Annotated in this window: 26 protein-coding genes and 1 riboswitch; of the genes, 16 read left to right on the top strand and 10 right to left on the bottom strand. The window is 61.2% G+C overall.

Going from position 1 to position 22288, the window contains the following annotated elements:
• The first annotated feature begins 11 nt into the window (after positions 1-11).
• Positions 12-968 carry a carbohydrate kinase gene (locus tag FZZ90_RS05985; RefSeq protein WP_226424814.1) on the top strand — a complete coding sequence of 319 codons (957 nt, stop codon included), beginning with the start codon at positions 12-14 and terminating at the stop codon, positions 966-968.
• Here the strand turns inward: FZZ90_RS05985 and tsaE are convergent.
• The gene (gene tsaE / locus FZZ90_RS05990) at positions 935-1426 is read right to left on the bottom strand and encodes a tRNA (adenosine(37)-N6)-threonylcarbamoyltransferase complex ATPase subunit type 1 TsaE (protein ID WP_226425034.1); all 492 of its coding nucleotides are present in this window, start codon (positions 1424-1426) and stop codon (positions 935-937) included. The two genes, FZZ90_RS05985 and tsaE, sit on opposite strands and share 34 nt — an antisense overlap.
• 31 nt (positions 1427-1457) lie before the next feature.
• Between tsaE and ahcY the strand changes: the two genes are divergently transcribed.
• Positions 1458-2888 (top strand): adenosylhomocysteinase, encoded by a 1431-nt coding sequence (gene ahcY / locus FZZ90_RS05995; RefSeq protein WP_226424815.1) that lies wholly within the window; start codon positions 1458-1460, stop codon positions 2886-2888.
• A 75-nt stretch (positions 2889-2963) separates the two neighbouring features.
• Positions 2964-3623, top strand: a complete 660-nt coding sequence (locus FZZ90_RS06000; protein ID WP_226425035.1) for a DedA family protein — start codon at positions 2964-2966, stop codon at positions 3621-3623.
• A gap of 31 nt (positions 3624-3654) precedes the next feature.
• On the opposite strand, the gene FZZ90_RS06005 is transcribed toward FZZ90_RS06000, so the two are convergent.
• Both FZZ90_RS06005 and FZZ90_RS06010 read right to left on the bottom strand, forming a co-directional pair.
• Complete coding sequence (locus FZZ90_RS06005; protein ID WP_226424816.1) at positions 3655-4320, bottom strand: sulfotransferase family 2 domain-containing protein; 666 nt, start codon at positions 4318-4320, stop codon at positions 3655-3657.
• A gap of 101 nt (positions 4321-4421) precedes the next feature.
• Complete coding sequence (locus FZZ90_RS06010) at positions 4422-4799, bottom strand: single-stranded DNA-binding protein (protein ID WP_226424817.1); 378 nt, start codon at positions 4797-4799, stop codon at positions 4422-4424.
• Positions 4800-4941: 142 nt separating this feature from the next.
• On the opposite strand from FZZ90_RS06010, the gene FZZ90_RS06015 reads away from it, so the two are divergent.
• From FZZ90_RS06015 to FZZ90_RS06045, 7 genes are all read left to right on the top strand, one after another.
• Complete coding sequence (locus tag FZZ90_RS06015) at positions 4942-5994, top strand: rod shape-determining protein (RefSeq protein WP_226425036.1); 1053 nt, start codon at positions 4942-4944, stop codon at positions 5992-5994.
• 4 nt (positions 5995-5998) lie between these two features.
• Positions 5999-6745, top strand: coding sequence for a rod shape-determining protein MreC (gene mreC / locus FZZ90_RS06020; RefSeq protein WP_226424818.1), 747 nt, complete (start codon positions 5999-6001; stop codon positions 6743-6745).
• Between the two features lies 1 nt (position 6746).
• Positions 6747-7256 carry a rod shape-determining protein MreD gene (locus FZZ90_RS06025; protein ID WP_226424819.1) on the top strand — a complete coding sequence of 170 codons (510 nt, stop codon included), beginning with the start codon at positions 6747-6749 and terminating at the stop codon, positions 7254-7256.
• Entirely contained in the window at positions 7253-8560 is a 1308-nt protein-coding gene (locus FZZ90_RS06030; protein WP_226424820.1) for a sugar ABC transporter substrate-binding protein, read from the top strand. Before FZZ90_RS06025 ends, FZZ90_RS06030 begins: the two co-directional genes overlap by 4 nt.
• A gap of 92 nt (positions 8561-8652) precedes the next feature.
• Positions 8653-9414, top strand: coding sequence for a response regulator transcription factor RpaB (gene rpaB / locus FZZ90_RS06035; RefSeq protein ID WP_186572165.1), 762 nt, complete (start codon positions 8653-8655; stop codon positions 9412-9414).
• A gap of 44 nt (positions 9415-9458) precedes the next feature.
• Entirely contained in the window at positions 9459-10967 is a 1509-nt protein-coding gene (gene lysS, locus FZZ90_RS06040; protein ID WP_226424821.1) for a lysine--tRNA ligase, read from the top strand.
• Positions 10968-10994: 27 nt separating this feature from the next.
• Positions 10995-11258 carry a hypothetical protein gene (locus FZZ90_RS06045; RefSeq protein WP_006851112.1) on the top strand — a complete coding sequence of 88 codons (264 nt, stop codon included), beginning with the start codon at positions 10995-10997 and terminating at the stop codon, positions 11256-11258.
• A gap of 1 nt (position 11259) precedes the next feature.
• On the opposite strand, the gene FZZ90_RS06050 is transcribed toward FZZ90_RS06045, so the two are convergent.
• Genes FZZ90_RS06050 through egtB form a run of 4 tightly spaced genes read right to left on the bottom strand, consistent with a single transcriptional unit; the run spans position 11260 to position 14113 of the window.
• Positions 11260-11739 carry a hercynine metabolism protein gene (locus tag FZZ90_RS06050; RefSeq protein ID WP_226424822.1) on the bottom strand — a complete coding sequence of 160 codons (480 nt, stop codon included), beginning with the start codon at positions 11737-11739 and terminating at the stop codon, positions 11260-11262.
• On the bottom strand, positions 11736-11969 hold the full coding sequence (locus FZZ90_RS06055; protein WP_038551723.1) for a hercynine metabolism small protein: 234 nt from the start codon (positions 11967-11969) through the stop codon (positions 11736-11738). The genes FZZ90_RS06050 and FZZ90_RS06055 overlap by 4 nt, the downstream gene beginning before the upstream one ends.
• A gap of 45 nt (positions 11970-12014) precedes the next feature.
• Entirely contained in the window at positions 12015-12968 is a 954-nt protein-coding gene (egtD, locus tag FZZ90_RS06060; protein WP_226424823.1) for an L-histidine N(alpha)-methyltransferase, read from the bottom strand.
• Entirely contained in the window at positions 12965-14113 is a 1149-nt protein-coding gene (gene egtB, locus FZZ90_RS06065) for an ergothioneine biosynthesis protein EgtB (protein ID WP_226424824.1), read from the bottom strand. The genes egtD and egtB overlap by 4 nt, the downstream gene beginning before the upstream one ends.
• A gap of 80 nt (positions 14114-14193) precedes the next feature.
• Between egtB and FZZ90_RS06070 the strand changes: the two genes are divergently transcribed.
• Complete coding sequence (locus FZZ90_RS06070; protein WP_226424825.1) at positions 14194-15792, top strand: serine/threonine protein kinase; 1599 nt, start codon at positions 14194-14196, stop codon at positions 15790-15792.
• 121 nt (positions 15793-15913) lie between these two features.
• Here the strand turns inward: FZZ90_RS06070 and FZZ90_RS06075 are convergent, their stop codons facing one another.
• Positions 15914-17035 (bottom strand): hypothetical protein, encoded by a 1122-nt coding sequence (locus tag FZZ90_RS06075; protein ID WP_226424826.1) that lies wholly within the window; start codon positions 17033-17035, stop codon positions 15914-15916.
• Positions 17035-17541: an SsrA-binding protein SmpB gene (gene smpB / locus FZZ90_RS06080; RefSeq protein ID WP_226424827.1), complete on the bottom strand. Its 507-nt coding sequence runs from the start codon at positions 17539-17541 to the stop codon at positions 17035-17037. Before smpB ends, FZZ90_RS06075 begins: the two co-directional genes overlap by 1 nt.
• A 50-nt stretch (positions 17542-17591) precedes the next feature.
• Here smpB and ruvB point away from each other — a divergent pair, with 50 nt between their 5' ends.
• The 5 genes from ruvB to FZZ90_RS06105 are packed head-to-tail and all read left to right on the top strand — an operon-like array spanning position 17592 to position 21420.
• Complete coding sequence (ruvB, locus tag FZZ90_RS06085; RefSeq protein ID WP_226424828.1) at positions 17592-18641, top strand: Holliday junction branch migration DNA helicase RuvB; 1050 nt, start codon at positions 17592-17594, stop codon at positions 18639-18641.
• Complete coding sequence (locus tag FZZ90_RS06090; RefSeq protein WP_226424829.1) at positions 18638-19402, top strand: tetratricopeptide repeat protein; 765 nt, start codon at positions 18638-18640, stop codon at positions 19400-19402. The genes ruvB and FZZ90_RS06090 overlap by 4 nt, the downstream gene beginning before the upstream one ends.
• A 1-nt stretch (position 19403) precedes the next feature.
• Entirely contained in the window at positions 19404-20585 is a 1182-nt protein-coding gene (locus tag FZZ90_RS06095; protein ID WP_226424830.1) for an amidohydrolase, read from the top strand.
• The gene (locus FZZ90_RS06100; RefSeq protein WP_011363156.1) at positions 20582-20809 is read left to right on the top strand and encodes a DUF3188 domain-containing protein; all 228 of its coding nucleotides are present in this window, start codon (positions 20582-20584) and stop codon (positions 20807-20809) included. The genes FZZ90_RS06095 and FZZ90_RS06100 overlap by 4 nt, the downstream gene beginning before the upstream one ends.
• Positions 20806-21420, top strand: coding sequence for a HEAT repeat domain-containing protein (locus tag FZZ90_RS06105; RefSeq protein ID WP_226424831.1), 615 nt, complete (start codon positions 20806-20808; stop codon positions 21418-21420). Before FZZ90_RS06100 ends, FZZ90_RS06105 begins: the two co-directional genes overlap by 4 nt.
• Here FZZ90_RS06105 and FZZ90_RS06110 read toward each other — a convergent pair.
• Entirely contained in the window at positions 21413-22069 is a 657-nt protein-coding gene (locus tag FZZ90_RS06110; RefSeq protein WP_226424832.1) for a hypothetical protein, read from the bottom strand. The genes FZZ90_RS06105 and FZZ90_RS06110 overlap by 8 nt on opposite strands.
• A gap of 76 nt (positions 22070-22145) precedes the next feature.
• A riboswitch (TPP riboswitch) is annotated at positions 22146-22253 on the top strand.
• Positions 22254-22288 lie beyond the last annotated feature (35 nt).

Here is a 22288-nt window from a genome sequence, read left to right on the forward strand (position 1 = left end):
GATGCGGTCGGATGGCGCTTGGTCCCGTTGTCGTCTGTCTTGGTGAAGCCCTGATCGATCGGCTTGGGCCGCCTGGAGGTGATCCGGCGGTGGATCGGCCGGTGGACGACCGTCTTGGAGGAGCACCGGCGAATCTGGCCTGTGGCTTGGCTCGCTTGGGGACCCCCGTGGCGTTTGCCGGTCGCTTGGGGCAGGACGCCATTGGCGAGGCTTTTTCCAGGTTGTTTGCTGAGCGCGGTCTGCAGACCGCGCTGCTGCAGCGCGATGGTGAGCGTCCCAGTCGAATCGTGCTGGTGCGCCGTGCGCGGGATGGGGAACGGCAGTTCCAGGGCTTTGCCGGGGATGAAGGGGCGGGTTTCGCGGACCAGGCTCTGGAGCCGGCTGCCCTACCCCAGGCCCGATGGTTGTTGATCGGCACGCTGCCGCTGGCGGCACCCATGTCGGCCTCGGCCCTGCTGTCGGCCGTGCGCCAGGCCCGGAGCCAGGGCACGGCGATTGCCCTCGATGTGAACTGGCGTCCCACGTTTTGGGATGCCACGGCTGATCCCGAGGCGGGACCATCCGCAGCGGCGAAGGCCGCGATTCAACCGCTTCTGGACCAGGCGGCCCTGATCAAGTTGGCGCGGGAGGAAGCGCTCTGGTTCTTCAACAGCGACGATCCCGGTGCGATTCAGCAGGCCTTGCCCCAGCGGCCCGATGTGGTGGTCACCGATGGAGCAGCCCCGGTGCGCTGGCAGTTGGCTGATGAATCGGGTCAACAGGCTGCCTTTCAGCCCCCCGCCGTCGTTGACACCACTGGTGCTGGCGATGCCTTCACGGCTGGACTGTTGCACCGGTGGGCCGCCGCGCCCCATGAGCGCATCCGTTTTGCGGCCGCCTGTGGTGCCTTGGTCTGCGCTGGTGCTGGTGGCATTGATCCCCAGCCCACGCAAGCTCAGGTGGAGGCGTTCCTGGGGGGGGTGAGCTGAGCCAGTCGGCCCTCGTCCTGGTGACGCAGATCGAGCCGCCAGGCTTCCGGCAGGTCGAGGCCAAGCCGTTCTGGCCACTCCACCGCCATCAACGCCCCTGCTGCGCGCGCCTCTTCCTCCTCCTGCAGAAACAGCTCATCGGCGGAAGCCGTGTGCTCCAGGCGATAGAGATCGAGATGCACCAGCTGCGGTGTTCCCTGGGGATAGTGCTGTGCCAAGGCAAAGGTGGGGCTGGTGATCGGCTCGGCGATCCCGATGCCTTCGGCCAGGCCCTGCACCAGCGATGTTTTGCCGGCCCCCAGGGGGCCACTGAGTAGAAGAATTGCCCCCTGTGGCAGTTCGCGAGCGAGGGATCGGCCCAGGGCCCGGGTCGTCTCAAGGGTCTCAAGAGCCCAGACATGCCCTGTAGAGTCCGGCTCTAGCGAGCCCGAAGCCTCGGCGTCTCTGCAGAGATTCAACTCCACGTTTGCTTTAGGGAGCATTAAAACCATGGTGGCAGCGCCCACGTCCCCGGCTGAGCTGAAGCTCGGCGTCGATTGCGTCATTGCCGACATCAATCAAGCCGATTTCGGCCGCAAGGAGCTCGACATTGCTGAGACCGAGATGCCCGGTCTGATGGCGTTGCGCGAGAAGTACGGCAGCGAGAAGCCCCTGCAGGGCGCCCGCATCGCTGGCTCTCTGCACATGACGATTCAGACCGCGGTTCTGATCGAGACCCTGGTGGAGCTCGGAGCAGAAGTGCGCTGGGCCTCCTGCAACATCTTCTCCACCCAGGACCACGCCGCTGCGGCCATCGCGGCCAAGGGCATTCCTGTCTTCGCTGTTAAAGGCGAGACCCTGGAGGAGTACTGGGACTACACCCACCGCATCCTCGAGTGGGGTGACGGCGGATCTCCCAACATGATCCTGGACGACGGTGGCGATGCCACCGGACTGGTGATGCTGGGCAGCAAGGCCGAACAGGACATCACCGTTCTGGATAACCCCGGCAACGAAGAGGAAACCTTCCTGTTCGCTTCGATCAAGAAAAAGCTGGCCCAGGACCCCAGCTTCTATTCCCGCACCAAGGCCCAGATCCAGGGCGTGACCGAGGAGACCACCACGGGTGTGGCGCGTCTCTACAAGATGCAGAAGAGCGGCGAGCTTCCTTTCCCTGCCATCAACGTCAACGATTCAGTCACCAAGAGCAAGTTCGACAACCTGTACGGCTGCCGCGAGTCACTGGTGGACAGCATCAAGCGGGCCACCGACGTGATGGTGGCTGGCAAGCAGGCCCTGGTGATCGGCTACGGCGATGTAGGCAAGGGTTCAGCCCAGTCTCTGCGTGGTCTCGGTGCCACCGTCTGCATTGCGGAAGTGGATCCGATCTGCGCGCTGCAGGCCGCCATGGAGGGTTACCGCGTGGTGCGTTTGGAAGACGTGGTCGAAGACATGGACATCTTTGTCACCGCCACCGGCAACTACCAGGTGATCCGTAACGAGCACCTGGTGAAGATGAAAGACGAGGCCATCGTCTGCAACATCGGGCACTTCGATAACGAGATCGATGTCGCTTCCCTCAAGGCGTACGAGTGGGAGAACATCAAGCCGCAGGTCGACCACATCACCCTGCCCAGCGGCAACAGGATCATCCTGCTGGCGGAAGGCCGTTTGGTGAACCTGGGCTGCGCCACTGGCCACCCCAGTTTTGTGATGAGCAACTCCTTCACCAACCAGGTGTTGGCTCAGATCGAGCTGTTCACCAAGGGTGACGAGTACGGCAAAGAGGTTTATGTGCTGCCCAAGCACCTCGATGAGATGGTGGCTCGCCTTCACCTCGGTCGTATTGGCGCCAAGCTCACCGAGCTCAGCAAGGACCAGGCCGACTACATCAACGTGCCCGTGGAAGGCCCTTACAAGCCCGACCACTACCGCTACTGATCACGATCCAGGGGATCCAAATCTGATTCTCACTACTGCCCCATGGAAGACTTGCGTTATTCCAGCGCAGTCTCCATGGGGCTTTCTGATCTGATCACACAGCTTCCAGAGTTGATCGGCCAAGCGGTGGAGGCGAACCAGTGGTTGGGTTACACCGCAATTTTCGCGGCGATGTTTTTGGAGAATCTGTTCCCGCCGATTCCCTCCGAGCTGATCATGCCCCTCGGGGGTTTCTATGTGCAGCAGGGTCAGCTTGACCTCTTGCCTGTGGTTCTGGCCGGTTTGCTGGGCACCGTTTTCGGTGCTCTGCCCTGGTATGGGATCGGACGGTTGATCAACGAGGAACGGATCGAAGCTTGGTTGCAACGCCATGGTCGCTGGATTGGCATCAGTGCCGATGAGTTGGCCCGCAGCCGCCGCTGGTTCAGCCGCTACGGCACCGCCTTGGTGTTCTGGGGGCGTCTGGTGCCTGGTATTCGCACGTTGATCTCAGTTCCAGCAGGCATTGAAATGATGCCGATGGCGCCGTTCCTTATCTGGACCACAGCCGGCAGTCTGATCTGGACAGCCCTGCTCACCGTGGCCGGTATGGTTCTAGGAGAGGGCTATAGCAACGTTGAGCTTTGGATTGACCCTGTCTCCAAGGCAGTGAAGGTGTTGCTGTTGGTGTCGGTTCTGGCTGGCGCGATTTGGGTGGGCCTGCGCATCTGGCGTCGGAAATCATCTGTTGATTAATAATTAATTTAATCACTGCTTGACTCTGGCGTCAGATTTCAATGGAATCAAGACTCGTAATCTTTTGTTCATGGTAAAAGTATTTGAAATCATCAGCATAAATTGTGTTGATGATTTCTAGCGATTCTTGGGTAAAATTCTTCATTGCTGTTTTCGAAAGCTTGTGCCCTTGATTTTTCTCTTTTGAGATATTGCGTCTAGGTAGTTTGTGTGACTTTAGCTTTGCGCGCTTAGCAACAATCTCAAAATCAGTTTTTATGGTCTCAAATCGTCCGACAAAGTCGATCATTGGTATTCCTCTGTCGTCGCAAATAAAGCTAGACTGTGACTGGAAAAACCAGTTCTCTTTATGGTGTAGCAAAAGAAAATCTGTGCATATAAAGTCGCTAAAACTTTTGTCTTGCCCTGACATGTATTTGTATAAAGAAATTGCCCTTGTATATGGATTTCTTACGAATGAGAATGTGAAGTATTCATCGAGTAGCTCTTGATTCAAGTAATGGTGGTCTGCATATGCTCTGTAGTTGAGATGGGCTAGTCTTGGTGGCCCAAGTAGGGGATATTCGTTTGCTCTTAAAAGCAGAGGAGCACGAGTTTTCCATGACAAGCCTAAGTCCTGAAGAAAAGCTAGTTCGATGCTTTGGCCGGCTGTTTTGGGTATATGAATAAAAATCGTTTTGTGTTTATGGGAGAGCATCGTTCGTCTCTATTTAGATTTCAAAATTTTTATTTTGTTGTCGCGCCGGTGATCAGTAGGACGACTGATCACCGGCGCGAGAGTTTCCCTGGGAAGGAGGCTCAGAAGGGGATGTCCTCATCGGAGGCCTGGCCGCCAAAGCTGCCGGCTGCCTCCTGGCTGTCGCGTTTGGAGCCGAGCAGTTCGAGCCGGTCAACACGGATCACAGGCTTGCTGCGCTCTTCTCCACTGGCACGGTCGGTCCAGCGATCCAGCTTGAAGCTGCCGATGATGCCGAGCAGGGATCCCTTCTTCACGTAGTCCGCGGCGACCTGGGCCTGCTTGCCCCAGATCTCAAGGTTGAACCAGTCGGGCTCATCGTCGCGGCTGCGACGGTTCACCGCCATGGTGAGGTTGGCCACCATGCTGCCTGATTCGAAGTAACGCACTTCGGGATCGCGGCCGGCACGGCCGACGAGGGTGACGGAATTAACGCCCATAGACAATTCATCTCCGGAATTTGGATTCATGATGCGACACCGGTTGGGTGACTGCTTTTAAGGAGTTCCACCCAAGCCGCTGGGTGTAACAGGCAACTGCTAAGAACGCCCCTATGATCCGGCGGTCTTGACTGCGGTGTCTGTGTTCTTTCGTCGTTTCCAGCTGTCGCGCGACATCGGCATCGACCTGGGCACCGCAAACACCCTGATCTACGTTTCAGGCCGCGGCATCGTGCTGCAGGAGCCCTCCGTGGTGGCTCTCGACCTCGAGCGAGGCACCACCATGGCCGTGGGCGATGAAGCCAAGTTGATGCTTGGGCGTACTCCCGGAAACATCCGGGCTGTCCGTCCGCTGCGCGACGGGGTGATTGCGGATTTTGATGCCGCAGAACAGATGCTCAAAACCTTCATCACCAAGGGCAATGAGGGGCGCGGCATCATGGCGCCCCGTCTGGTTGTGGGCATTCCCAGTGGTGTGACTGGCGTGGAGCGGCGCGCTGTGCGGGAAGCAGGTATGGCTGGTGCCCGTGAGGTACACCTGATCGATGAACCGGTGGCAGCCGCCATCGGCGCGGGCCTTCCGGTCACCGAGCCCGTCGGAACAATGATTGTTGACATCGGTGGCGGCACCACCGAGGTGGCGGTGTTGAGCCTTGGCGGAACGGTGTTGAGTGAATCCGTGCGTGTTGCCGGTGATGAAATCAGCGATTCCATCGGTGTGTATCTCAAAAAGGTGCACAACATGGTGGTGGGCGAGCGGACTGCCGAGGAGATCAAGATCCGCATTGGCTCCGCCTTCCCGGACGACCAATTCGATCAGCAGTCCATGGATGTGAGGGGTCTGCATCTGCTCTCCGGTTTGCCCCGCACCATCAATCTCAAGGCTGGTGATCTGCGCGAAGCGATCGCCGAACCGCTCAACGTGATCGTCGAAGCGGTGAAGCGCACGCTGGAGCGCACCCCCCCCGAGCTGGCAGCCGACATCGTGGATCGCGGCATCATGCTGGCCGGCGGTGGTGCATTGGTGCGGGGCATCAGCGACCTGATCAGCCACGAGACCGGCATCTTTGTGCACATCGCGGAAGATCCACTGCTTTGCGTGGTGAATGGTTGCGGCCAGGTACTGGAAGATTGGAAGCGTCTGCAGCGGGTGGTCGACACCCCGGAATTCGTCCGCTCCGCCGCAGGCGCCTGAAGCCATGGCCCCAACGCTCCGTCCCGGCAAGAGCCGCTGGCGTGGATTGGGGCAACTCACCCCCTGGCTGCTGTTGGTGGTGGGACTGTTGTTGGTGCGCTTGAGCAAGGGCGCTGGTTTCAGCGATGCCTACGCCCTTCTCAGCCGACCCTTCTGGCCTGGCTCTGCCCAGCGGGAATGGGTCACGGCCGCGTCGGATCTGGAGGAGCGCTCCCGTCTGCAGCTTTTGGCAGACGACAACCGCCGCTTGCGCGGTCTGCTGGAGCTTCAGCAAAATGGATCGGCCGAGGGCGAGGTGCCAGCTGCTGTGATTTCCCGCTCACCGCGGGGATGGTGGCAGCAACTGGAGTTGGGCAAGGGTTCGCTGCAGGGGTTGGGCCAGGGCGATGCTGTTCTGGGCCCTGGAGGTTTGGTGGGTCGTATCGCCAGCGTCACCCCGGCGACGGCTCGGGTGAAGTTGCTCACCGCGCCCGGCCACGAGATCGGCGTTTGGCTGCCCCGCAGCCGTCGCCATGGATTGCTGGTGGGCCGTGGCAGCAGTCGCCTCTCGCTTCGTTTCATCGATAAAGACCCCGACGTGCGCCCGGGTGACTTAGTCGCCACGTCGCCGGCCAGCACCCTGTTGCCCCCCAACGTGCCGGTAGGCGTCATCCAGTCGGTGGATGAGCAAGCTGTTCCAGCACCCACAGCGGTGGTGCAGATGATCGCAGCACCGGAGGCGATCGACTGGGTACAAGTGCAAACCCGCTGACATGGCTTGTCTGCACCGACAACCGATCTGTGTGGCTTCAGCCCTGGTGGTGCCGTTGCTGGCCTTGGCGTCGCCGCCTTGGTTGGCCATTGATGGGGTTGGGCCTGCCTGGGCTGTGCTCTGGCTGTTGCCCTGGGCTCTCGTGGATGGTCCGGTGTCGGGGGCGTTGGCGGGTGTGACTTTGGGGCTGGTGCTGGATGGTCTCAACCTCGGAGGTTTGAGTCAGGTGCCGGCGTTGCTGCTTCTGGGTCTGTGGTGGGGAAGGCTGGGGCGGCGTGCAGCACCGATTCAACGCAGCCTGAATCTGGGCTTGTTGGCCTGGCTTGGCTCGGTGGGTCTTGGTTTGTCGTTGATTCTTCAGCTTTGGTTGCGTCAAGGTGGCGCATTGGATCCCCTCACCCAGAGCTGGGGTCTGCAGACCCTTTGGTGCCAGGCCCTGGTGACGGGTTTGTTGGCACCGCTGTTGGTGTCGTTGCAGTTGTTGCTCTGGCGAAGGAGGGTTCCCTCATGAGGTTCACCCGACGGGATCTGCTGCTGGGGGCAGCGGCCCTAGGACTTGCGGCCTGCGGTCCCAGGACCCCACAGACCAGGGCCTTGGAGTTGTGGACCCTGCAATTGGCCCCCAAGTTCAACCCCTATTTCGCGGATGTTCTGGGGGACTGGTGCCGGCTCCATCCGGGCGCTCCTGTGCGCTGGACGGATCTGCCCTGGGGGTCGGTGGAACGCAAGTTGCTGGCGGCAGTGTTTGCGCGCACGGCTCCAGATGTGGTGAACCTCAATCCGCCCTTCGCGGCCAATCTGGCCAGCAAGGGTGGCTTGGCCGACTTAACTCCGCTGCTGCCGGCTGACGCCGCTGGCCGCTATCTGCCATCCGTGTGGCAGGCCTGCCGCGATCCCGATGCCGGGCAGATTGCCGTGCCCTGGTATCTCACGGTGCGGCTGAGTCTGGTCAACCGGGCCCTGTTGGATCAAGCCGGCATCCCAGCGCCGCCCACCCGCTGGGATCAGGTTCCGGCCTTTGCTCGTCGCATTCGCGAGCGCACGGGCCGCTATGGCCTGTTTCTCACCACCGTTCCGGATGACTCGGCCGAGCTCCTGGAAACCCTGGTGCAGATGGGGGTGACCCTGTTGGATTCCCGACGCCGGGCTGCTTTCGACAGCCCGGCGGGTCGTCGGGCCTTCCGCTTCTGGAGTGATCTCTACCGGGAGGGGCTGTTGCCCCGCGAGGTGGTGAGCCAGGGACAACGTCGGGCGATCGAGTTGTTCCAGAGCGGCGATCTGGCCCTGGCAGCCACGGGGGCGGAGTTCCTGCGCAGCATTCAAACCAATGCGCCAGGGGTGGCCGCGTTGACGGAGTCCCATCCCCCGGTGACCGGTGCTGATGGCAACGCCAATGTGGCCTTGATGACCTTGGCGGTGCCGCGTCAGAGCCAGCGCGCCCAAGAGGCCGTGGATCTGGCGCTGTTTCTGACCAATGCTGATCAGCAGGCGCGCTTTGCTGCCGAGGCCCGGGTGTTGCCGTCGTCACTGGAGGCCCTGGCCCGGGTGCGTGCCGCGTTGGAGCAGGAGGTTCCCGGTTCAGCCGCGGAGCGTCAGATTCGCCAGGCCCGTTTGTTGTCGGCTAGCACGTTGGAGCGGGCGCGGGTGTTGGTACCGGCGCTGCCGGGCATCAAGCGCCTGCAGAAGATCCTCTATACCCAGATGCAGCGGGCGATGTTGGCCCAGGTCAGCCCTGAGCAGGCGTTAACAGCTGCGGCGTCGGAATGGAACAGATATGCCCGTTCTCGTTGGCCTGAGGTCGCCGGCAATTCTTAAGACAATCGGTAAACGAGCTGCGCGGCAGGGTGTTTGCGTCGATCTCCATGTCCTGACAGGTAAGGTTGCAGCTCGTTAAGGGTTTGATTCGGATGACGGGCAACCTGCCCTCACAACCGAAAGCGACCATTCTTGTCGTTGATGACGAGGCGGCTGTTAGGCGTGTTCTTGTGATGCGTCTCCAGTTGTCGGGTTACCGCGTCATCTGCGCTGAGGATGGTGAGCAAGCCCTGGAGATGTTCCACAACGAGTCCCCCGATTTGGTGGTGCTCGATGTGATGCTGCCCAAGCTTGATGGCTTTGCGGTATGTCGCCGCTTGCGGGCTGAATCATGCGTGCCGATCATTTTCCTTTCTGCCGTTGAAGCGATCTCCGAGCGAGTCGCTGGACTGGATCTGGGCGCAGATGACTATTTGCCCAAACCTTTCAGCCCCAAGGAACTGGAAGCTCGTATTTCAACAATTTTGCGTCGGGTGGGTCGGGGTAATGCTGTCGTTGAAAGCCGTGAATTGCCCACGGGGCAAGGTGTTTTGCGGCTCGGCGATCTGGTGGTGGATACCAACAGACGCCAAGTCACTCGCGGGTCGGAGCGGATCAACCTCACCTATACGGAATTCAGCCTTTTGGAGTTGCTGTTCCGCGATCCCGGCCACGTTGTGCCGCGGGCAGAAATTCTTGAGCAGCTTTGGGGCTATCCCCCCCGTCGAGCAGCAGACCTTCGCGTGGTGGATGTCTACGTTGCGCGTTTGCGCGGAAAACTGGAGCCTGATCCCCGTAATCCCGAGCTGATCCTGACGGTGCGGGGTATCGGTTACGCCTCTCAACGCATGGGCGAGGCCTCTGCTGCTGGTTGATCAACCCGCGGGCGGGCAGGATGGCGCCCGACTGACCTGCTGCTGTGTCTGAGCTGCGCGACACCCGTCTAGAAAAGGCGAAGACATTGGAGGAGCTGGGGCAGGGTCCCTATGCCCTCACCTTCAGTCCCAGCCACCGCATGGCTGAACTGCAGGAGACCCATGCCGATCTGCCCAAGGGTGAAGAGCGGGACGTGAGTGTTTCCGTGGCGGGACGGGTGATGACCCGCCGGGTGATGGGAAAGCTGGCTTTTTTCACCCTGGCCGATGAGACGGGATCCATCCAGCTGTTCATTGAGAAAGCGGGTCTGGAGGCCCAGCAGGAGGGCTGGTTCAAACAGATCACCTCGCTGGTCGACAGCGGCGACTGGTTGGGGGTGAGCGGCACCCTGCGCCGCACCGACCGCGGTGAACTGTCGGTAAAGGTGAACGACTGGCGCATGCTCACCAAGGCGCTGCAGCCTTTGCCGGACAAGTGGCATGGTCTGGCTGACGTGGAGAAGCGCTACCGCCAGCGTTACTTGGATCTGGTGGTGTCTCCCGACAGCCGGGAGACGTTCCGGCGCCGGGCTCGCCTGGTGAGTGGTATTCGCCGTTGGCTCGATCAGCGCGATTTCCTCGAGATCGAGACCCCCGTGCTTCAGAGCGAACCCGGTGGTGCTGACGCTCGACCGTTCGAGACCCATCACAATGCTCTTGACCTGCCTCTCACCCTGCGGATTGCCACCGAGTTGCACCTGAAGCGTCTGGTGGTGGGGGGCTTTGAGCGGGTGTATGAGCTGGGCCGGATCTTCCGCAATGAAGGGGTCAGCACGCGCCACAACCCTGAGTTCACCTCGGTGGAGGTCTACCAGGCCTACAGCGATTACCTCGGGATGATGGAGCTCACCGAGCAGATGGTCAGCGCGGTGTGCCAGGAGGTCTGCGGCACGACCACCATCACCTACCAGGGCACCGCGATCGATTTGGCACCGCCGTGGCGGCGCGCCACGATGCACGAGCTCGTGCAGGACGCGACGGGGCTTGATTTCAGTAGTTTCAGCAGTCGGGAGGAGGCAGCTGCGGCGATGACCGCTAAGGGTTTGCATGCTCCTGAACTGGCCGACTCGGTGGGCCGTCTGCTCAATGAAGCCTTCGAGCAGGCGGTGGAGACGACCCTGATTCAGCCCACCTTCGTCACCGATTACCCGGTGGAGATTTCGCCCCTGGCCCGGCCCCATCGCAGCAAGCCTGGCCTGGTGGAACGCTTCGAGTTGTTCATCGTCGGCCGCGAGCACGCCAATGCCTTCAGTGAACTCACCGATCCTGTGGATCAACGCCAGCGCCTTGAGGCTCAGCAGGAGCGCAAGGCGGCGGGTGATCTGGAGGCCCAGGGGTTGGACGAGGATTTCGTCATGGCTCTGGAGGTGGGCATGCCCCCCACGGGCGGTCTCGGCATCGGTATCGACCGCCTGGTGATGCTGCTCACCGACAGCCCGTCGATTCGCGATGTGATCGCCTTCCCGCTGCTGCGGCCGGAGTCCCGCAAGGGAGAACCACCCTCAGTGGAATAATGGGAGGAGTGGCATGGTCTTATCCCCATGAGTGGAGAACGCGTCGGGTTTCGCTTCAAGCACGCTGATGCCGTGGTCAAGCGGAATCCCCAGGGCCGTTCCCGCCGGGGATGGGTGATGGAGCCGGTTGAGCAGACCACCAGTCGCGGTACCAAGATGCCCGCCTATCGCATTCGCTGGCGCGACAGTGAGCGCCCTGAAATCGTGCTGCAGCACATGTTGATTGCTGATCCTGACCCCACGCCTCCGCCCGAGGGTGTCAGCCTTGAGCCCCCCGCTCCCAAGGCCTGACCTAACTCAGCCCTGCGTCGCGGCGCAGCTGTTGCAACTCTTGCTCCGCTTCGAACAACGCCCAGTCCTTCTCCAGTGTTGAGGGGCTGGGCGTTTGTTGTTGCTGGTGAAGCTCCTGCAGCTGTTTTTCCACTTCGGTGAAACGGCGTCCCAGGTCCTCCAGGTCGGCCCAAAGGGTGCGGCCCTGATTCATCAGGCTGGTGAGATGTTGTTCGGCCCGCACGGCCAGATCGACTGCGCCGGCTGCCCTGGCGCGGTCCACCCGGCTGCGCCAGGCCCGCACGTCCTCAGCCAGCTTCAGCAGCTGCTGGCGTTGCTGCTTCGCTTCGCTTTGCAGTTGTTGGCGTTGGCGTTGCAGGGCACCGGCCCGATCCTTGAGGTGCTGCTCGCTGAACAGGTTGTCTTGGACGGGGTTGTTGCGCAGAAAGGCGGAGAGCCTGGCGTCCAGCTCCCGCTCCAACTGCTCCAGCCAGCTGCTCATGCCTCGCCGGGGGTGGTGATCACTGGTTTTTCGATCTCTTTCTCCAGGGGCTCGATCGCAGCTGTTTTGGAGTTGAGGATCATCTGGGTGAGCTGCGCGGCTTTCACTTCGCCCACTTCACCTTCCAGTTCCCCCAGCCGATCAAAGGCGGCCATGTACACCGCTTCCAGGTCTTGGATTAGCTGCTCACGCTGCCGCTTGATCGCCTGACGCCGTTCGTCTGTTTTCATGCCGCCTGAGCTCCTGGGCTCCGTCTATGGGATGAGTCTGTGGGCTCAGTTTGCCGGCAAAAGTAGATGCAGAGCCATTTGCTGGTGCGGATCGGTCCAGCGGCGTTCGATCCGCCAGCCGGCCTTGGCCGCGAGGGCGGCTGCGCCATCTGGGGAGTATTTGACGCTGTGTTCGGTGATCCAGGCTTCTTCCTGGCGGAAGAACCAGGCCTCGCCGCCCAGGTGCACGGTTTGGTCCTGCCTGCTCACTAGCGCCATTTCGATGCGCTGCTGCGCCGCCTGCCAGTGGGCCCTGTAGCGGAACTGCGTCGGATCAGCATCGCCCTGGAGGTCGCGGTTGAGCCGCTTCAGCAGGTTGTGCGCGAAGGCGGCGGACACCCCGGCGGCATCGTCGTAGGCGGCCTCCATCAAGGCCGGCTCGCGGGGTTGATCAAGCCCCAGCAGCAGCGGCCCTCCGGCCAGCAGCTGCCGGGCATTGCGCAGAAACTCCACAGCCTCCTTCGGGGTGAAATTGCCCAGGGAGCTGCCGGGGAAGAAGCCGATGCGTCGTTGTCCCTCCAGGGCGGGATGTTGAGGCAGCTGCACCAGGCGGGTGTGGTCACAGCAGATGCCCACCATGACGGTGTTGGGGTGCCGGGTAGCGAGCCCGGAGAGGGCCTCCTTCAGGGCACTGAGGCTGATGTCCAAGGCGGCGAAGATGCTGCTGCCGAGGGCTGTGAGCAGCGGGTCTACCTTGCGGGCGTTGCCGATGCCGAATTCCACCACCAGCCCGGGGCCCGTGGCGGCGGCGATGGCGGGCGCATTAGCCTCCAACAGGGTGATTTCCCGTTGGGTGAGGGTGTATTCCGGCTGCCGGCAGATCTCAGCGAACAGCCGGGATCCTTCGGCGTCATAGAGCAACCAGGCTGGCAGTTGGCGGGGGCTGCGTTGCAGGCCCTCCCGTACCAGACGTTGCAGATCCGCCGGGGCTGGGTGGAGGTTCAGCAAAGTGATGCTCATCGGGCAAGACGGATGCCAGATGCCATCCAGCGGCTCGCTGGCGGGAAAAAATTCCGGTAGCTGTCGCGTTCGTGGCCTGGGGGTGTCAGCCAGCTGCTCCCCCGCAGCACCATCTGGGAGCTCATGAATTTGCCGTTGTATTCGCCGATAGCCCCCTCCACCGGCCGAAACCCGGGATAGGGGCTGTAGGCACTGGCGGTCCACTGCCAGAGCACCCGGTGTGCGTGCTGCATGGCGCTGCCATGTAGGCCAGAGGCGTGCTCCCATTCCGCTTCGGTGGGGAGCCGGGCTCCATTCCAGCGCGCATAGGCATCCGCCTCGAACCAGCTGAGATGCCGCACCGGTGCCTTGGGGTTGCGCCGGCGGCGGCCTGCCAGGGTGAATTCCTCGTTGTCTTCCCGCCAGTAGCGCGGCGCCTGCCACTGGTGCCGTTGCACCAGGGCCCAGCCTTCACTCATCCACAGCTCGGGCCGCCGATAGCCTCCCTCGGCGATGAAGGCGGCATAGTCGGCGTTGCTCACCAGGCTGCTGCTCAGCTCAAACGGCTCCAGCCACACCCGGTGCCGCGGCGTCTCGTTGTCGAAGTGAAAGCCGTCGCCCCGGTGGCCGATCTCCGCCAGACCACCGGGGCAGGGCAGCCACTGCTCCGGCGCCAGCTGCAATTTCAGCTCGGCCTCGGGGTTGTAGACGGGTTCCAACGGTTGGCGCTGGAAGCCATCCAGCAGATCCATCAGCAGCAGTTCCTGGTGCTGCTGCTCGTGCTGCAAGCCCAGTTCCACCAGGGCCGTCACCACTTCAGGTGGATCCTGCAGCAGCGCTTCCAGCCCGTCATTGACCCGTTGGCGCCAGGTCAGCACGTCGGCGATGGCCGGGCGGCTGAGCAGGCCCCGCTGTGGCCGGGGATGGCGGGCGCCGACGGCCTCGTAATAGGAGTTGAACTGATAGCTCCAGAGCGGATCGCAGGCCTGGTGCCCTGGCGCATGGGGCTGCAAGACGAAGGTGTCGAAGAACCAGCTGGTGTGGCCCAGATGCCATTTGGGCGGGCTCGCATCCGCCATCCCTTGGAGCATCAGATCTTCCGGTTCCAGCGGTGCGATCAATGCTTCGCTGCGGCGCCGCACCGCCAGCAGAGTGTCCAGCAGCACGGGCCCGATCCAACCTGCGCGGACCCTAGGGGGTGCAGCAAACCATCGGTACCATCAGTCCATCGATACGGCTGAATCCCTTGAGCGGTTCCGGCACGGTGCTGGTGGAGCGCTACCGCTTGGAAGAGTGCCTGAGCGGTCCCGACTCGCTACGGGGATCCCTCTGGCGCGCGGTGGATGTGATGGCGGGTGATCTTCCGGTGGCCATGCGCCAACTGGAGACCCCTGCAGCCCAGCAGAGGCTGCTTGGGGTTTGGCCTCAATTGCAGACGCTGTTGCATCCCCAGTGGCCCCGCTGCGGTGAGTTTTTCGAGCTGGATGGTGCGCTGTGGCTCGTGCGTGATTGGGAGGACGGTGTCGCTTGCGACGTGCTGCAGCGGCAAAGGTCTTTTGGGGCTGGAGAGGTGCTGCTGCTGCTGCGCCAGATCCTGCCGGTGCTGGCGGTGTTGCATGGCCAGGGGTTGGTGCACGGTGATGTGAATCCCCGCCATGTGCTGCGCCGCCGCAGCGATGGCCTACCGGTGCTGCTGGACGGTGGTCGGCTGCAGCGGCAGGGAGCTACAGAGCAGGATGCTGCCTGGAGGGATCTGCATGATCTGGGCGGCACTGCCCTGGCGTTGCTCGGGGGGGGCTGGCCAGAGGGCCTGGAGTCGGAAGCAGGATTTCGAGAGGTGCTGGAGCGCCTGCTCTCGAAGGCACCGGAGCGCCGTTTCAACGAGGCTTCCGAGGTGCTGAAGGCCCTCGAGTCGGTTGTGTTGCCGGCGGAGCCCCCCGTGGCGCCGCGAACCAGCCGGGCCTTGGCTCGCGAGCAGGGAGCGGAAGGTCGCCTCTGGCCCGTGGTGATCGCGCTGGGGCTGTCGGCTCTGGTGGGTTCCGCCATCGGCTTGTTTTTGCTTCCGCGCAGCTCCACCCCAGACGGGTCCCCTCGCACCACCCCTGATTGGGCGGCTCAGCAGCCAGCTGTCCGCTTGCTGCCGGAGGAGCTGGATCTACGCGAGCAGCTGTTCAGTCGGCTGCGGGCACTTCAGGTGGATCGCGGCTGGTTTCTCCAGCTGGTGGATGCCAGCCAACACGTTTCGGAATCGATGGAGGAGGCGCCGCTGCGAAGGGTCTGGACCGAGCTGGCGGAGGAGTGGCTGGCACGGATCGAGCAGCTGCCGCCTGGGATCCGTCCCCGGTTGGGGCGTTTAGGCGATGCGGACTGGGAGCAGCCGCGTCAGGCGCTGCAACAGGAGGGTGTCCATCTGAAAGTCGTGGAACATCTGGTTAGTGCTGGTTCCCAGGTGCTGCTGCCAGGGACGATGCAGGACCGGAAACCTGCCGAACCATTTCGTCAGCTCTGGATTGCAGCGGCGATGCAGAGCCTTGATGACATCGAGATCGTGCGGCTCAGGGCGCGCCCTCTGAAACCCACCAACAGGTCCTTGCGTATTCCTGCCGGTGGTGTGCGTTTGGTGCTGGTGGAGGCTCCAGCAGATGATGCCCTGGCCCTGGGCATCAACGGCACACCGCTGATGCAGATGATGGTGTTCGACGCTAAGGGTAGGGTCGTGGAGAAGCGGGGTCCTTTGCGGGTGGGTCGAATCGCAGGGCATGAGGGCACACCATTTCAGGTGCTGGTTACCAATGAGGGGGTCTCTTCAGGAATTTTCAACTTGTCCTGTCGGGTGGATTTTTAATTCACCATTACTTGTTATGCATGGAAGTATTTGCTTGATTGGCGAGCTAATGAACTCTTGATGGATCTGAAAAAAATTTGGTGGATGAGTAGTGATTAAAATTGTATGAATATTCTTTGTGTCATTCGTTTTTTCGCTCTGCAATTTCACGTATTACGCGTTCCCATGCGGATTGATTTATTCGTGGGTTAAACATTTCAGTCGCATATTCTCTTAATGAGTTGTGCTTGCTAATTAGTCTTTCATATTGCAAGATTGACATCTGTATAAGTTTTGGAAAATCGTTTCCGAGGATGCATACCTTTGAAAGTTCTTGGTAACTTTTCAAGGGGCTTGCGACTGTAATGCACCCGGAACGTATTGAATCAACAAGCCTGTTGTGGCTTGATCCTGCCTTCTTGGGGTCATCTGGGTCGGATGGAATTATAGAAATATGAGCCCTTCTGAGTTCTTTTGCGAGTTGCTCGGGCTGATTGTTGTTTGACCACGGAACTAATCTGAAAATCCATTCAGGTGGAAGGTTTTTGATTATATTACTTGATTGAATCTTTTTTAAGCTATACATATTCGACAAAACTGTTAACTCTATTTTTAAACTCCCAAGTTGGCTGCTAAAAAGATCCGGTAATATTTTTAAAAGATAGTCTAAATTTTTGCTGGAGCCAAACCATATTATTCTCCAAGGACATGAGCCTAATGGCTTTTCAGGATATTTTTCTAATGTATTTATTTGCCACGGATCTCGAATAATGTATGTATTCTTGATGTCTGTTTTAAGCTGTGGCTTGCAGTAGTCCCTGAGGTATTCTGTTGGAAAAATAACAAAATCACTTGCATTTATTAGAAATTCATAAAAATCTTTTGTGACGTCGTCATATGCCAAGTAATTATCGCAGTACAGAGTCGCAATTTTTGCGCCTGCGGATTTGAGTTTTGAGATAGCTGCTAAATTTGCGACAATCATATTATTTACTAATTCTGTTGTATTTGCAGACATTTTTCCAACTAGACAAATATCATAATTTTTTAATCCTGTGATTAATGATGGCTTTGAACAGTGCAGGCTCTTTGCTTCTGTTGTTATGCCTATTCTTTCGGAGGCTGTCAACGCTGGAGCAAGTTGAAGTCGTTGGGATGCTGCGCTGCTCAGGGAGGACTTGGAGAAAAAATTATCTTTTAAGTCTCCTATCTTGTTGACATAAAATGATAAAGCGAGAAGCCTTTTGCTTTCCAAGTAATCCATTACAAGTTCAGCCCCTTAATGGTATTGCGAATCTCTTTTTTCGATTGCTTTTCCCTTTCAGCAGCGCGCTTGTCGTGCAGCTTTCGGCCTTTGCCCAGGCCGATGGTGAGCTTGATCCACGAACCCTTGAGCTGGAGGCTCAGCGGGATCAGCGTTAGCCCCTTCTGATCCACCAAACCGCGAAACTTGTCGATTTCGCGGCGATGGGCCAGCAGTTTGCGGGTGCGCAGCGGGTCGTGGTTGAAGTAGCTACCGGCGTGAGTGTGGGGTGAGATGTGCACGTTGTGCAACTGCAGTTCCCCATTGCGGATCAGGCAGAAGCCATCGCGCAGGTTGGCTTTGCCGTTACGGATCGACTTCACCTCGGTTCCCACCAGCTCGATGCCGGTTTCCAGGGTTTCGAGGATCTCGTATTGATGCCGGGCCTGACGGTTGTCCGCCAGCATCCGATTGGCGGCGGCCCTTGCTGCTGCTGCGGCTGTTTTTTTCGCTCCTCCCTTGGCCATGGCTGCGGCTGCGTCTACCGACCCTATCCAGGTCTGGGTACCCTGCCCGCATGGCGATTGTCTCCTCCAGCTCCGGTCGCAAGCCACCACGCCGTCCGGAAGCGTTGGTGGACCCCCAGCCGGCCCTTGAAGAGGCGGTGAGTCGGCCGGAAGACAAGTTGCGGCCTCAGCGCCTGGACGACTACATCGGCCAAAGTGAGCTCAAGCAAGTGTTGGGCATCGCGGTGGAGGCGGCCCTCGGCCGCGGTGATCCCCTCGATCATGTGCTGCTCTACGGCCCGCCGGGCTTGGGCAAAACAACCATGGCCATGGTGCTGGCCGAAGAAATGGGGGTGCAGTGCAAGGTCACCAGTGCACCGGCCCTTGAACGCCCGCGCGACATCGTTGGCCTGTTGGTCAATCTGCAGCCCCGTGATCTGCTGTTCATTGACGAGATTCATCGCCTGAGTCGGGTGGCGGAGGAGTTGCTCTATCCGGCGATGGAAGACCGTCGCCTCGATCTCACCGTGGGCAAGGGCAGCACGGCGCGCACCCGCTCCCTGGACTTGCCTCCCTTCACCCTGGTGGGGGCCACCACCCGCGCCGGATCCCTGAGCTCGCCGCTGCGGGACCGTTTCGGCCTGATTCAGCGGTTGGAGTTTTACGGCCAGGACGACCTCGAAGCGATCGTGGAGCGCACCGCAGGCTTGATCGGCGTCACCCTCACACGGGAGGCTCGCAGCAGCATTGCCGCCTCCTGCCGCGGCACGCCTCGGATCGCCAATCGCTTGCTGCGCCGGGTGCGTGATGTGGCCAGCGTGCGTAGCGACGCTGGCACCGGTGCCATTGATCAGGCCTTGGTGGGCGAGGCCCTCAGCCTGCATCGGGTCGACCATCGCGGTCTTGATGCCAGCGATCGCCGTCTGCTGCAGCTGCTGATCGATCACCATGGTGGCGGTCCGGTGGGGCTTGAGACCCTGGCGGCGGCCCTCGGTGATGACCCCGTCACTCTGGAGACCGTGGTGGAGCCGTTTTTGCTGCAGCAGGGGTTGCTGATGCGCACCCCCCGCGGCCGGATGGTCACGGATGCGGCCCGCAGCCATCTCGCAGAGGCGGCATGAACCGGCTTTTGGTGCTGCTGCTGAGCTTGGCGCTGGCGCTGCCGGTTCATGCCCTCGATCTGCAGGGGCTCTATGAGCAGGCGCTGACGGCGAGCCGTCAGGGGAATTTTGAGGAGGCACTGCCCCTCTGGGACAGGTTCCTGGAGCAGGCCCCTGAGGATGCCGCAGCGCTGAGCAACCGCGGCAATGTGCGCCTCGCGCTTGGGGATGTGTCTGGGGCCATCGAAGACCAGAGTGCCTCGATTGTTCTGGCGCCGGAGGAAAGTGACCCGCGCCTGAACCGCGGCACGGCGGAGGAAGCGCTTCAGGACTGGTCTGCGGCAGCGGACGACTATCTCTGGATCCTGGATCGGGATCCGAAGGATGCTTCAGCTCTCTACAACCTGGCCAATGTGCGCGGCTCCCAAGACGACTGGCTTAAGGCGCGAGAGCTTTATGGCCAGGCTGCTCTCGCCCGCCCCGGCTTCGCCATGGCCCGCTCAAGCGAGGCCCTGGCGGCCTGGCAAGCGGGCGATCTCGATTGGGCGGAGGCTGAATTGCGCAAACTGATTCGTCGCTACCCCTTGTTTGCCGATGCCCGGGCGGCCCTCAGTGGCCTGCTCTGGCGCGAAGGATCCAGCGGTGAAGCCGAAAGTCACTGGGCCGCGGCGGCTGGTCTGGATCAGCGTTACCGCCAGGCCGACTGGCTGCAGCAGGTGCGCCGCTGGCCACCGCAACCGACGGCTGATCTGATGGCGTTCCTGGCCTTGGAGGCGTCCTGAGATGATCCAAGCGGCGTCCCTTGCCGATCGACTCAGCCGTGAGCTGCCTGAGCTTCTGGAGCTGCGCCGGCATCTGCATGCCCACCCCGAACTCAGCGGTGAGGAACATCAGACGGCTGCCCTGGTGGCTGGCGAGTTACGTCAGTTGGGTTGGCGTGTGCGCGAGGGGGTCGGCCGCACGGGCGTGGTGGCCGAATTGGGGCCTGACCACGGCCCCACAGTGGGCTTGCGGGTGGACATGGATGCCCTACCCGTAGAGGAGCGCACCGGGCTGAGCTATGCCTCCACCCGGCAGGGTCTGATGCATGCCTGTGGCCATGACCTGCACACCTGCACGGGCCTGGGGGTGGCGCGCTTGATAGCACAGGAGAAGGCTTTGGCGGCCCGGGTGCGCTTGCTGTTTCAACCCGCTGAAGAGTTGGCCCAGGGGGCGGTTTGGATGCGGGATGCGGGGGCTGTGGAGGACCTCGATGCCTTGTATGGCGTGCATGTGGTGCCAAATCTGCCGGTGGGCACCGTGGGGATCCGCCGGGGCTGTCTCACCGCGGCGGCTGGCGAGCTGGAGATCCTGGTGCAGGGGGAGGGCGGCCATGGCGCCCGTCCCCATCAGTCGGTGGATGCAGTTTGGCTTGCGGCTCGGGTGATCACGGAATTGCAGCAGACCATCGCCCGACGCCTGGATGCGTTGCAGCCGGTGGTGATCAGCTTCGGCAAGGTGGAGGGTGGCCGCGCCTTCAACGTGATTGCCGATCAAGTGCGCTTGCTGGGCACGGTGCGCTGCCTGGATCTGCAGCAGCACGCCCAGCTGCCGGCCTGGATCGACGAGACGGTGCAGGGAATCTGTTCCAGCGGAGGGGGCACAGCTGTGGTGAACTACCGCTGTATTGCCCCGCCGGTGCACAACGACCCGCAGCTCACGACTTTGCTGGAACGCTGTGCTGTGGAGTGTCTGGGCCGCGACAAGGTGCTGCCGGTGGAGCAACCCTCCCTGGGAGCCGAAGACTTTGCTGAGCTGCTGCGGGATGTGCCGGGAATGATGGTGCGGCTTGGGGTGGCCGGGCCCGAAGGGTGTGCTCCGCTGCACAACGGGGCCTTTACCTTGGAGGAAGACGCCCTTGGCGTTGGCATTGCGGTGCTCACGGCCACGCTGCTGGCTTGGATTGCGGAGAACACGTCGGCATGAACCAACGTCGTGCGGTGATTTGGGTTTCCCTCGGGGCTCCGTTGCTGATCCTGCTCGCGTTGCTGGCCACAAACCAGCGCCAGGGCAAGGATCGGGTGCAGGTGCTGCCCGCCATCTTGGTGGGTTCGGGTCTGATCATCAGCAGCGCTCTCGGTCGGCAGCGCCGCCGCGCCAGGCTGTTGGCTGATCTTCAACGGGCGCGCACCCCCGGCAGCAACCCATGAGCGAGACCGATCCGCAACGTCCTGATCTCGAGGCGGTTCGCCAGGCCATTGCCAGTGGAGATCCGGTCCAGGCGATGCCGGCGATCACACAGCTCCGCCATTGCTCGGACGCTGAGGCAGTGCCGTTGCTGGTGCTGGGTACGGAGCAGAAGCCCTTCCTGGTGCGTTCCTTGAGCTGCAGTGGATTGGGCTACAAGCGCACTGAACAGGGCTGGGCTGTGCTGAGTGCGTTGATCACTGCCGATGAAGACCCCAATGTGCGGGCTGAGGCAGCCAATGCCCTGGCCAGCTTTGGGGTGGAGCGGGCCTGGCCCTTGCTGCGTTCAGCCTTTGAAGCCGATGCCGCCTGGTTGGTGCGCTGCAGCATTTTGTCCGCCTTGGCCGAGCAGCCGCAGATCGATCTCACCTGGCTGCTGGAGTTGGCAACCATGGCGATTGCTGATGCCGATGGCACGGTGCGAGTAAGTGGAGCCGAGATCCTCAGCCGGATCGTTCGGGAGAGCTGCCAGCAGCCTATTGGCGAGCAGGCAAGAACCCTCCTGCAGCCGCTTCAGCAAGACGGCGACCACCGGGTGGTGGCGGCGGCGTTGAACGGCTTGCAGATCAGCTGATGCAGGAGCGATAGCCCTCGGTGCTGAAAGAGTCGTTGCGGATGTCGTTGCAGACCCGCACGAACAGATCCACGTTGTCGGCAAAACGGCCTTGATACAGGTGAAAGACACGGTCAGCGAAGACGCTGCCGATGCCATATGTGCCGTAGTTTCCCAGGCGCCATAAACCTTCCTGGCTGGGGTGGTGGAAATGCGTCGGATACCAGGCCTTGTAGGGGAGGCCCTGCTCTTCGGCGCGCCAGCTCAGCTCTTCGGCTACGTCGCCGCGGGGTGTGGGGCGGCAACTGGGCTGTCCCAACTTTTTCCAGGCTGATCGAGCGATGGCGAGAAAGGCTGGGGCAGCGAAGACATGGACGCCTTTGTTGATGTGATTGGTGGCCTGGGCCAGGCCTAGAAAGCTGTTCTGCTGGGCAGCCCACTGCAGGGCTTCCATTACGCCTGCTCGGGTGAGGGGCACGCAGTCGTTGTCCACAAAAAGCACCACATCAGCACTGGACTGCTGCAACACTGCATCCATCCATCGGCTGTGGTCCAGCTTGCGGTGGTGTTGGGTGAGCGGCAGTTGGAAATGGCTGAAGACGCTTTTCTGTTCTTCGGCCAGACGGGGATCGGATCCCGGCCAGTTGAGGGAATGGATTTCCGCGTTCAAGGATCGGGTCTGGTCGTTGATCTATGTTCTCCGACGGCTTGCGGACGTCCCACCTTCGGGACTCTTGCTAGCTTTTGTTCATCACTAGGGGTGTCCGGGTCTCCTAATAAGGCCTGGACTGAGATCACACCCTCCGAACCTGATTCCGGGTCATGCTGGCGCAGGGAAGTGTTTGAGCGTGATCTGCGGCCATTCAGTCGACCTCTGGGCACTCCGTTG

Source organism: Synechococcus sp. MU1617 (assembly GCF_020514235.1).
Classification (GTDB): Bacteria; Cyanobacteriota; Cyanobacteriia; order PCC-6307; family Cyanobiaceae; genus Parasynechococcus.

Coding starts and splice junctions, on each gene's coding strand:
- FZZ90_RS05985 (WP_226424814.1), top strand. CDS start 12: ATGGCGCTTGGTCCCGTTGTCGTCTGTCTTGGTGAAGCCCTGATCGAT.
- ahcY (WP_226424815.1), top strand. CDS start 1,458: ATGGTGGCAGCGCCCACGTCCCCGGCTGAGCTGAAGCTCGGCGTCGAT.
- FZZ90_RS06000 (WP_226425035.1), top strand. CDS start 2,964: ATGGGGCTTTCTGATCTGATCACACAGCTTCCAGAGTTGATCGGCCAA.
- FZZ90_RS06005 (WP_226424816.1), bottom strand. CDS start 4,320: ATGCTCTCCCATAAACACAAAACGATTTTTATTCATATACCCAAAACA.
- FZZ90_RS06010 (WP_226424817.1), bottom strand. CDS start 4,799: ATGGGCGTTAATTCCGTCACCCTCGTCGGCCGTGCCGGCCGCGATCCC.
- mreC (WP_226424818.1), top strand. CDS start 5,999: ATGGCCCCAACGCTCCGTCCCGGCAAGAGCCGCTGGCGTGGATTGGGG.
- FZZ90_RS06025 (WP_226424819.1), top strand. CDS start 6,747: ATGGCTTGTCTGCACCGACAACCGATCTGTGTGGCTTCAGCCCTGGTG.
- FZZ90_RS06030 (WP_226424820.1), top strand. CDS start 7,253: ATGAGGTTCACCCGACGGGATCTGCTGCTGGGGGCAGCGGCCCTAGGA.
- rpaB (WP_186572165.1), top strand. CDS start 8,653: ATGACGGGCAACCTGCCCTCACAACCGAAAGCGACCATTCTTGTCGTT.
- FZZ90_RS06045 (WP_006851112.1), top strand. CDS start 10,995: ATGAGTGGAGAACGCGTCGGGTTTCGCTTCAAGCACGCTGATGCCGTG.
- FZZ90_RS06050 (WP_226424822.1), bottom strand. CDS start 11,739: ATGAGCAGCTGGCTGGAGCAGTTGGAGCGGGAGCTGGACGCCAGGCTC.
- FZZ90_RS06055 (WP_038551723.1), bottom strand. CDS start 11,969: ATGAAAACAGACGAACGGCGTCAGGCGATCAAGCGGCAGCGTGAGCAG.
- egtD (WP_226424823.1), bottom strand. CDS start 12,968: ATGAGCATCACTTTGCTGAACCTCCACCCAGCCCCGGCGGATCTGCAA.
- FZZ90_RS06075 (WP_226424826.1), bottom strand. CDS start 17,035: ATGGATTACTTGGAAAGCAAAAGGCTTCTCGCTTTATCATTTTATGTC.
- smpB (WP_226424827.1), bottom strand. CDS start 17,541: ATGGCCAAGGGAGGAGCGAAAAAAACAGCCGCAGCAGCAGCAAGGGCC.
- ruvB (WP_226424828.1), top strand. CDS start 17,592: ATGGCGATTGTCTCCTCCAGCTCCGGTCGCAAGCCACCACGCCGTCCG.
- FZZ90_RS06090 (WP_226424829.1), top strand. CDS start 18,638: ATGAACCGGCTTTTGGTGCTGCTGCTGAGCTTGGCGCTGGCGCTGCCG.
- FZZ90_RS06095 (WP_226424830.1), top strand. CDS start 19,404: ATGATCCAAGCGGCGTCCCTTGCCGATCGACTCAGCCGTGAGCTGCCT.
- FZZ90_RS06100 (WP_011363156.1), top strand. CDS start 20,582: ATGAACCAACGTCGTGCGGTGATTTGGGTTTCCCTCGGGGCTCCGTTG.
- FZZ90_RS06105 (WP_226424831.1), top strand. CDS start 20,806: ATGAGCGAGACCGATCCGCAACGTCCTGATCTCGAGGCGGTTCGCCAG.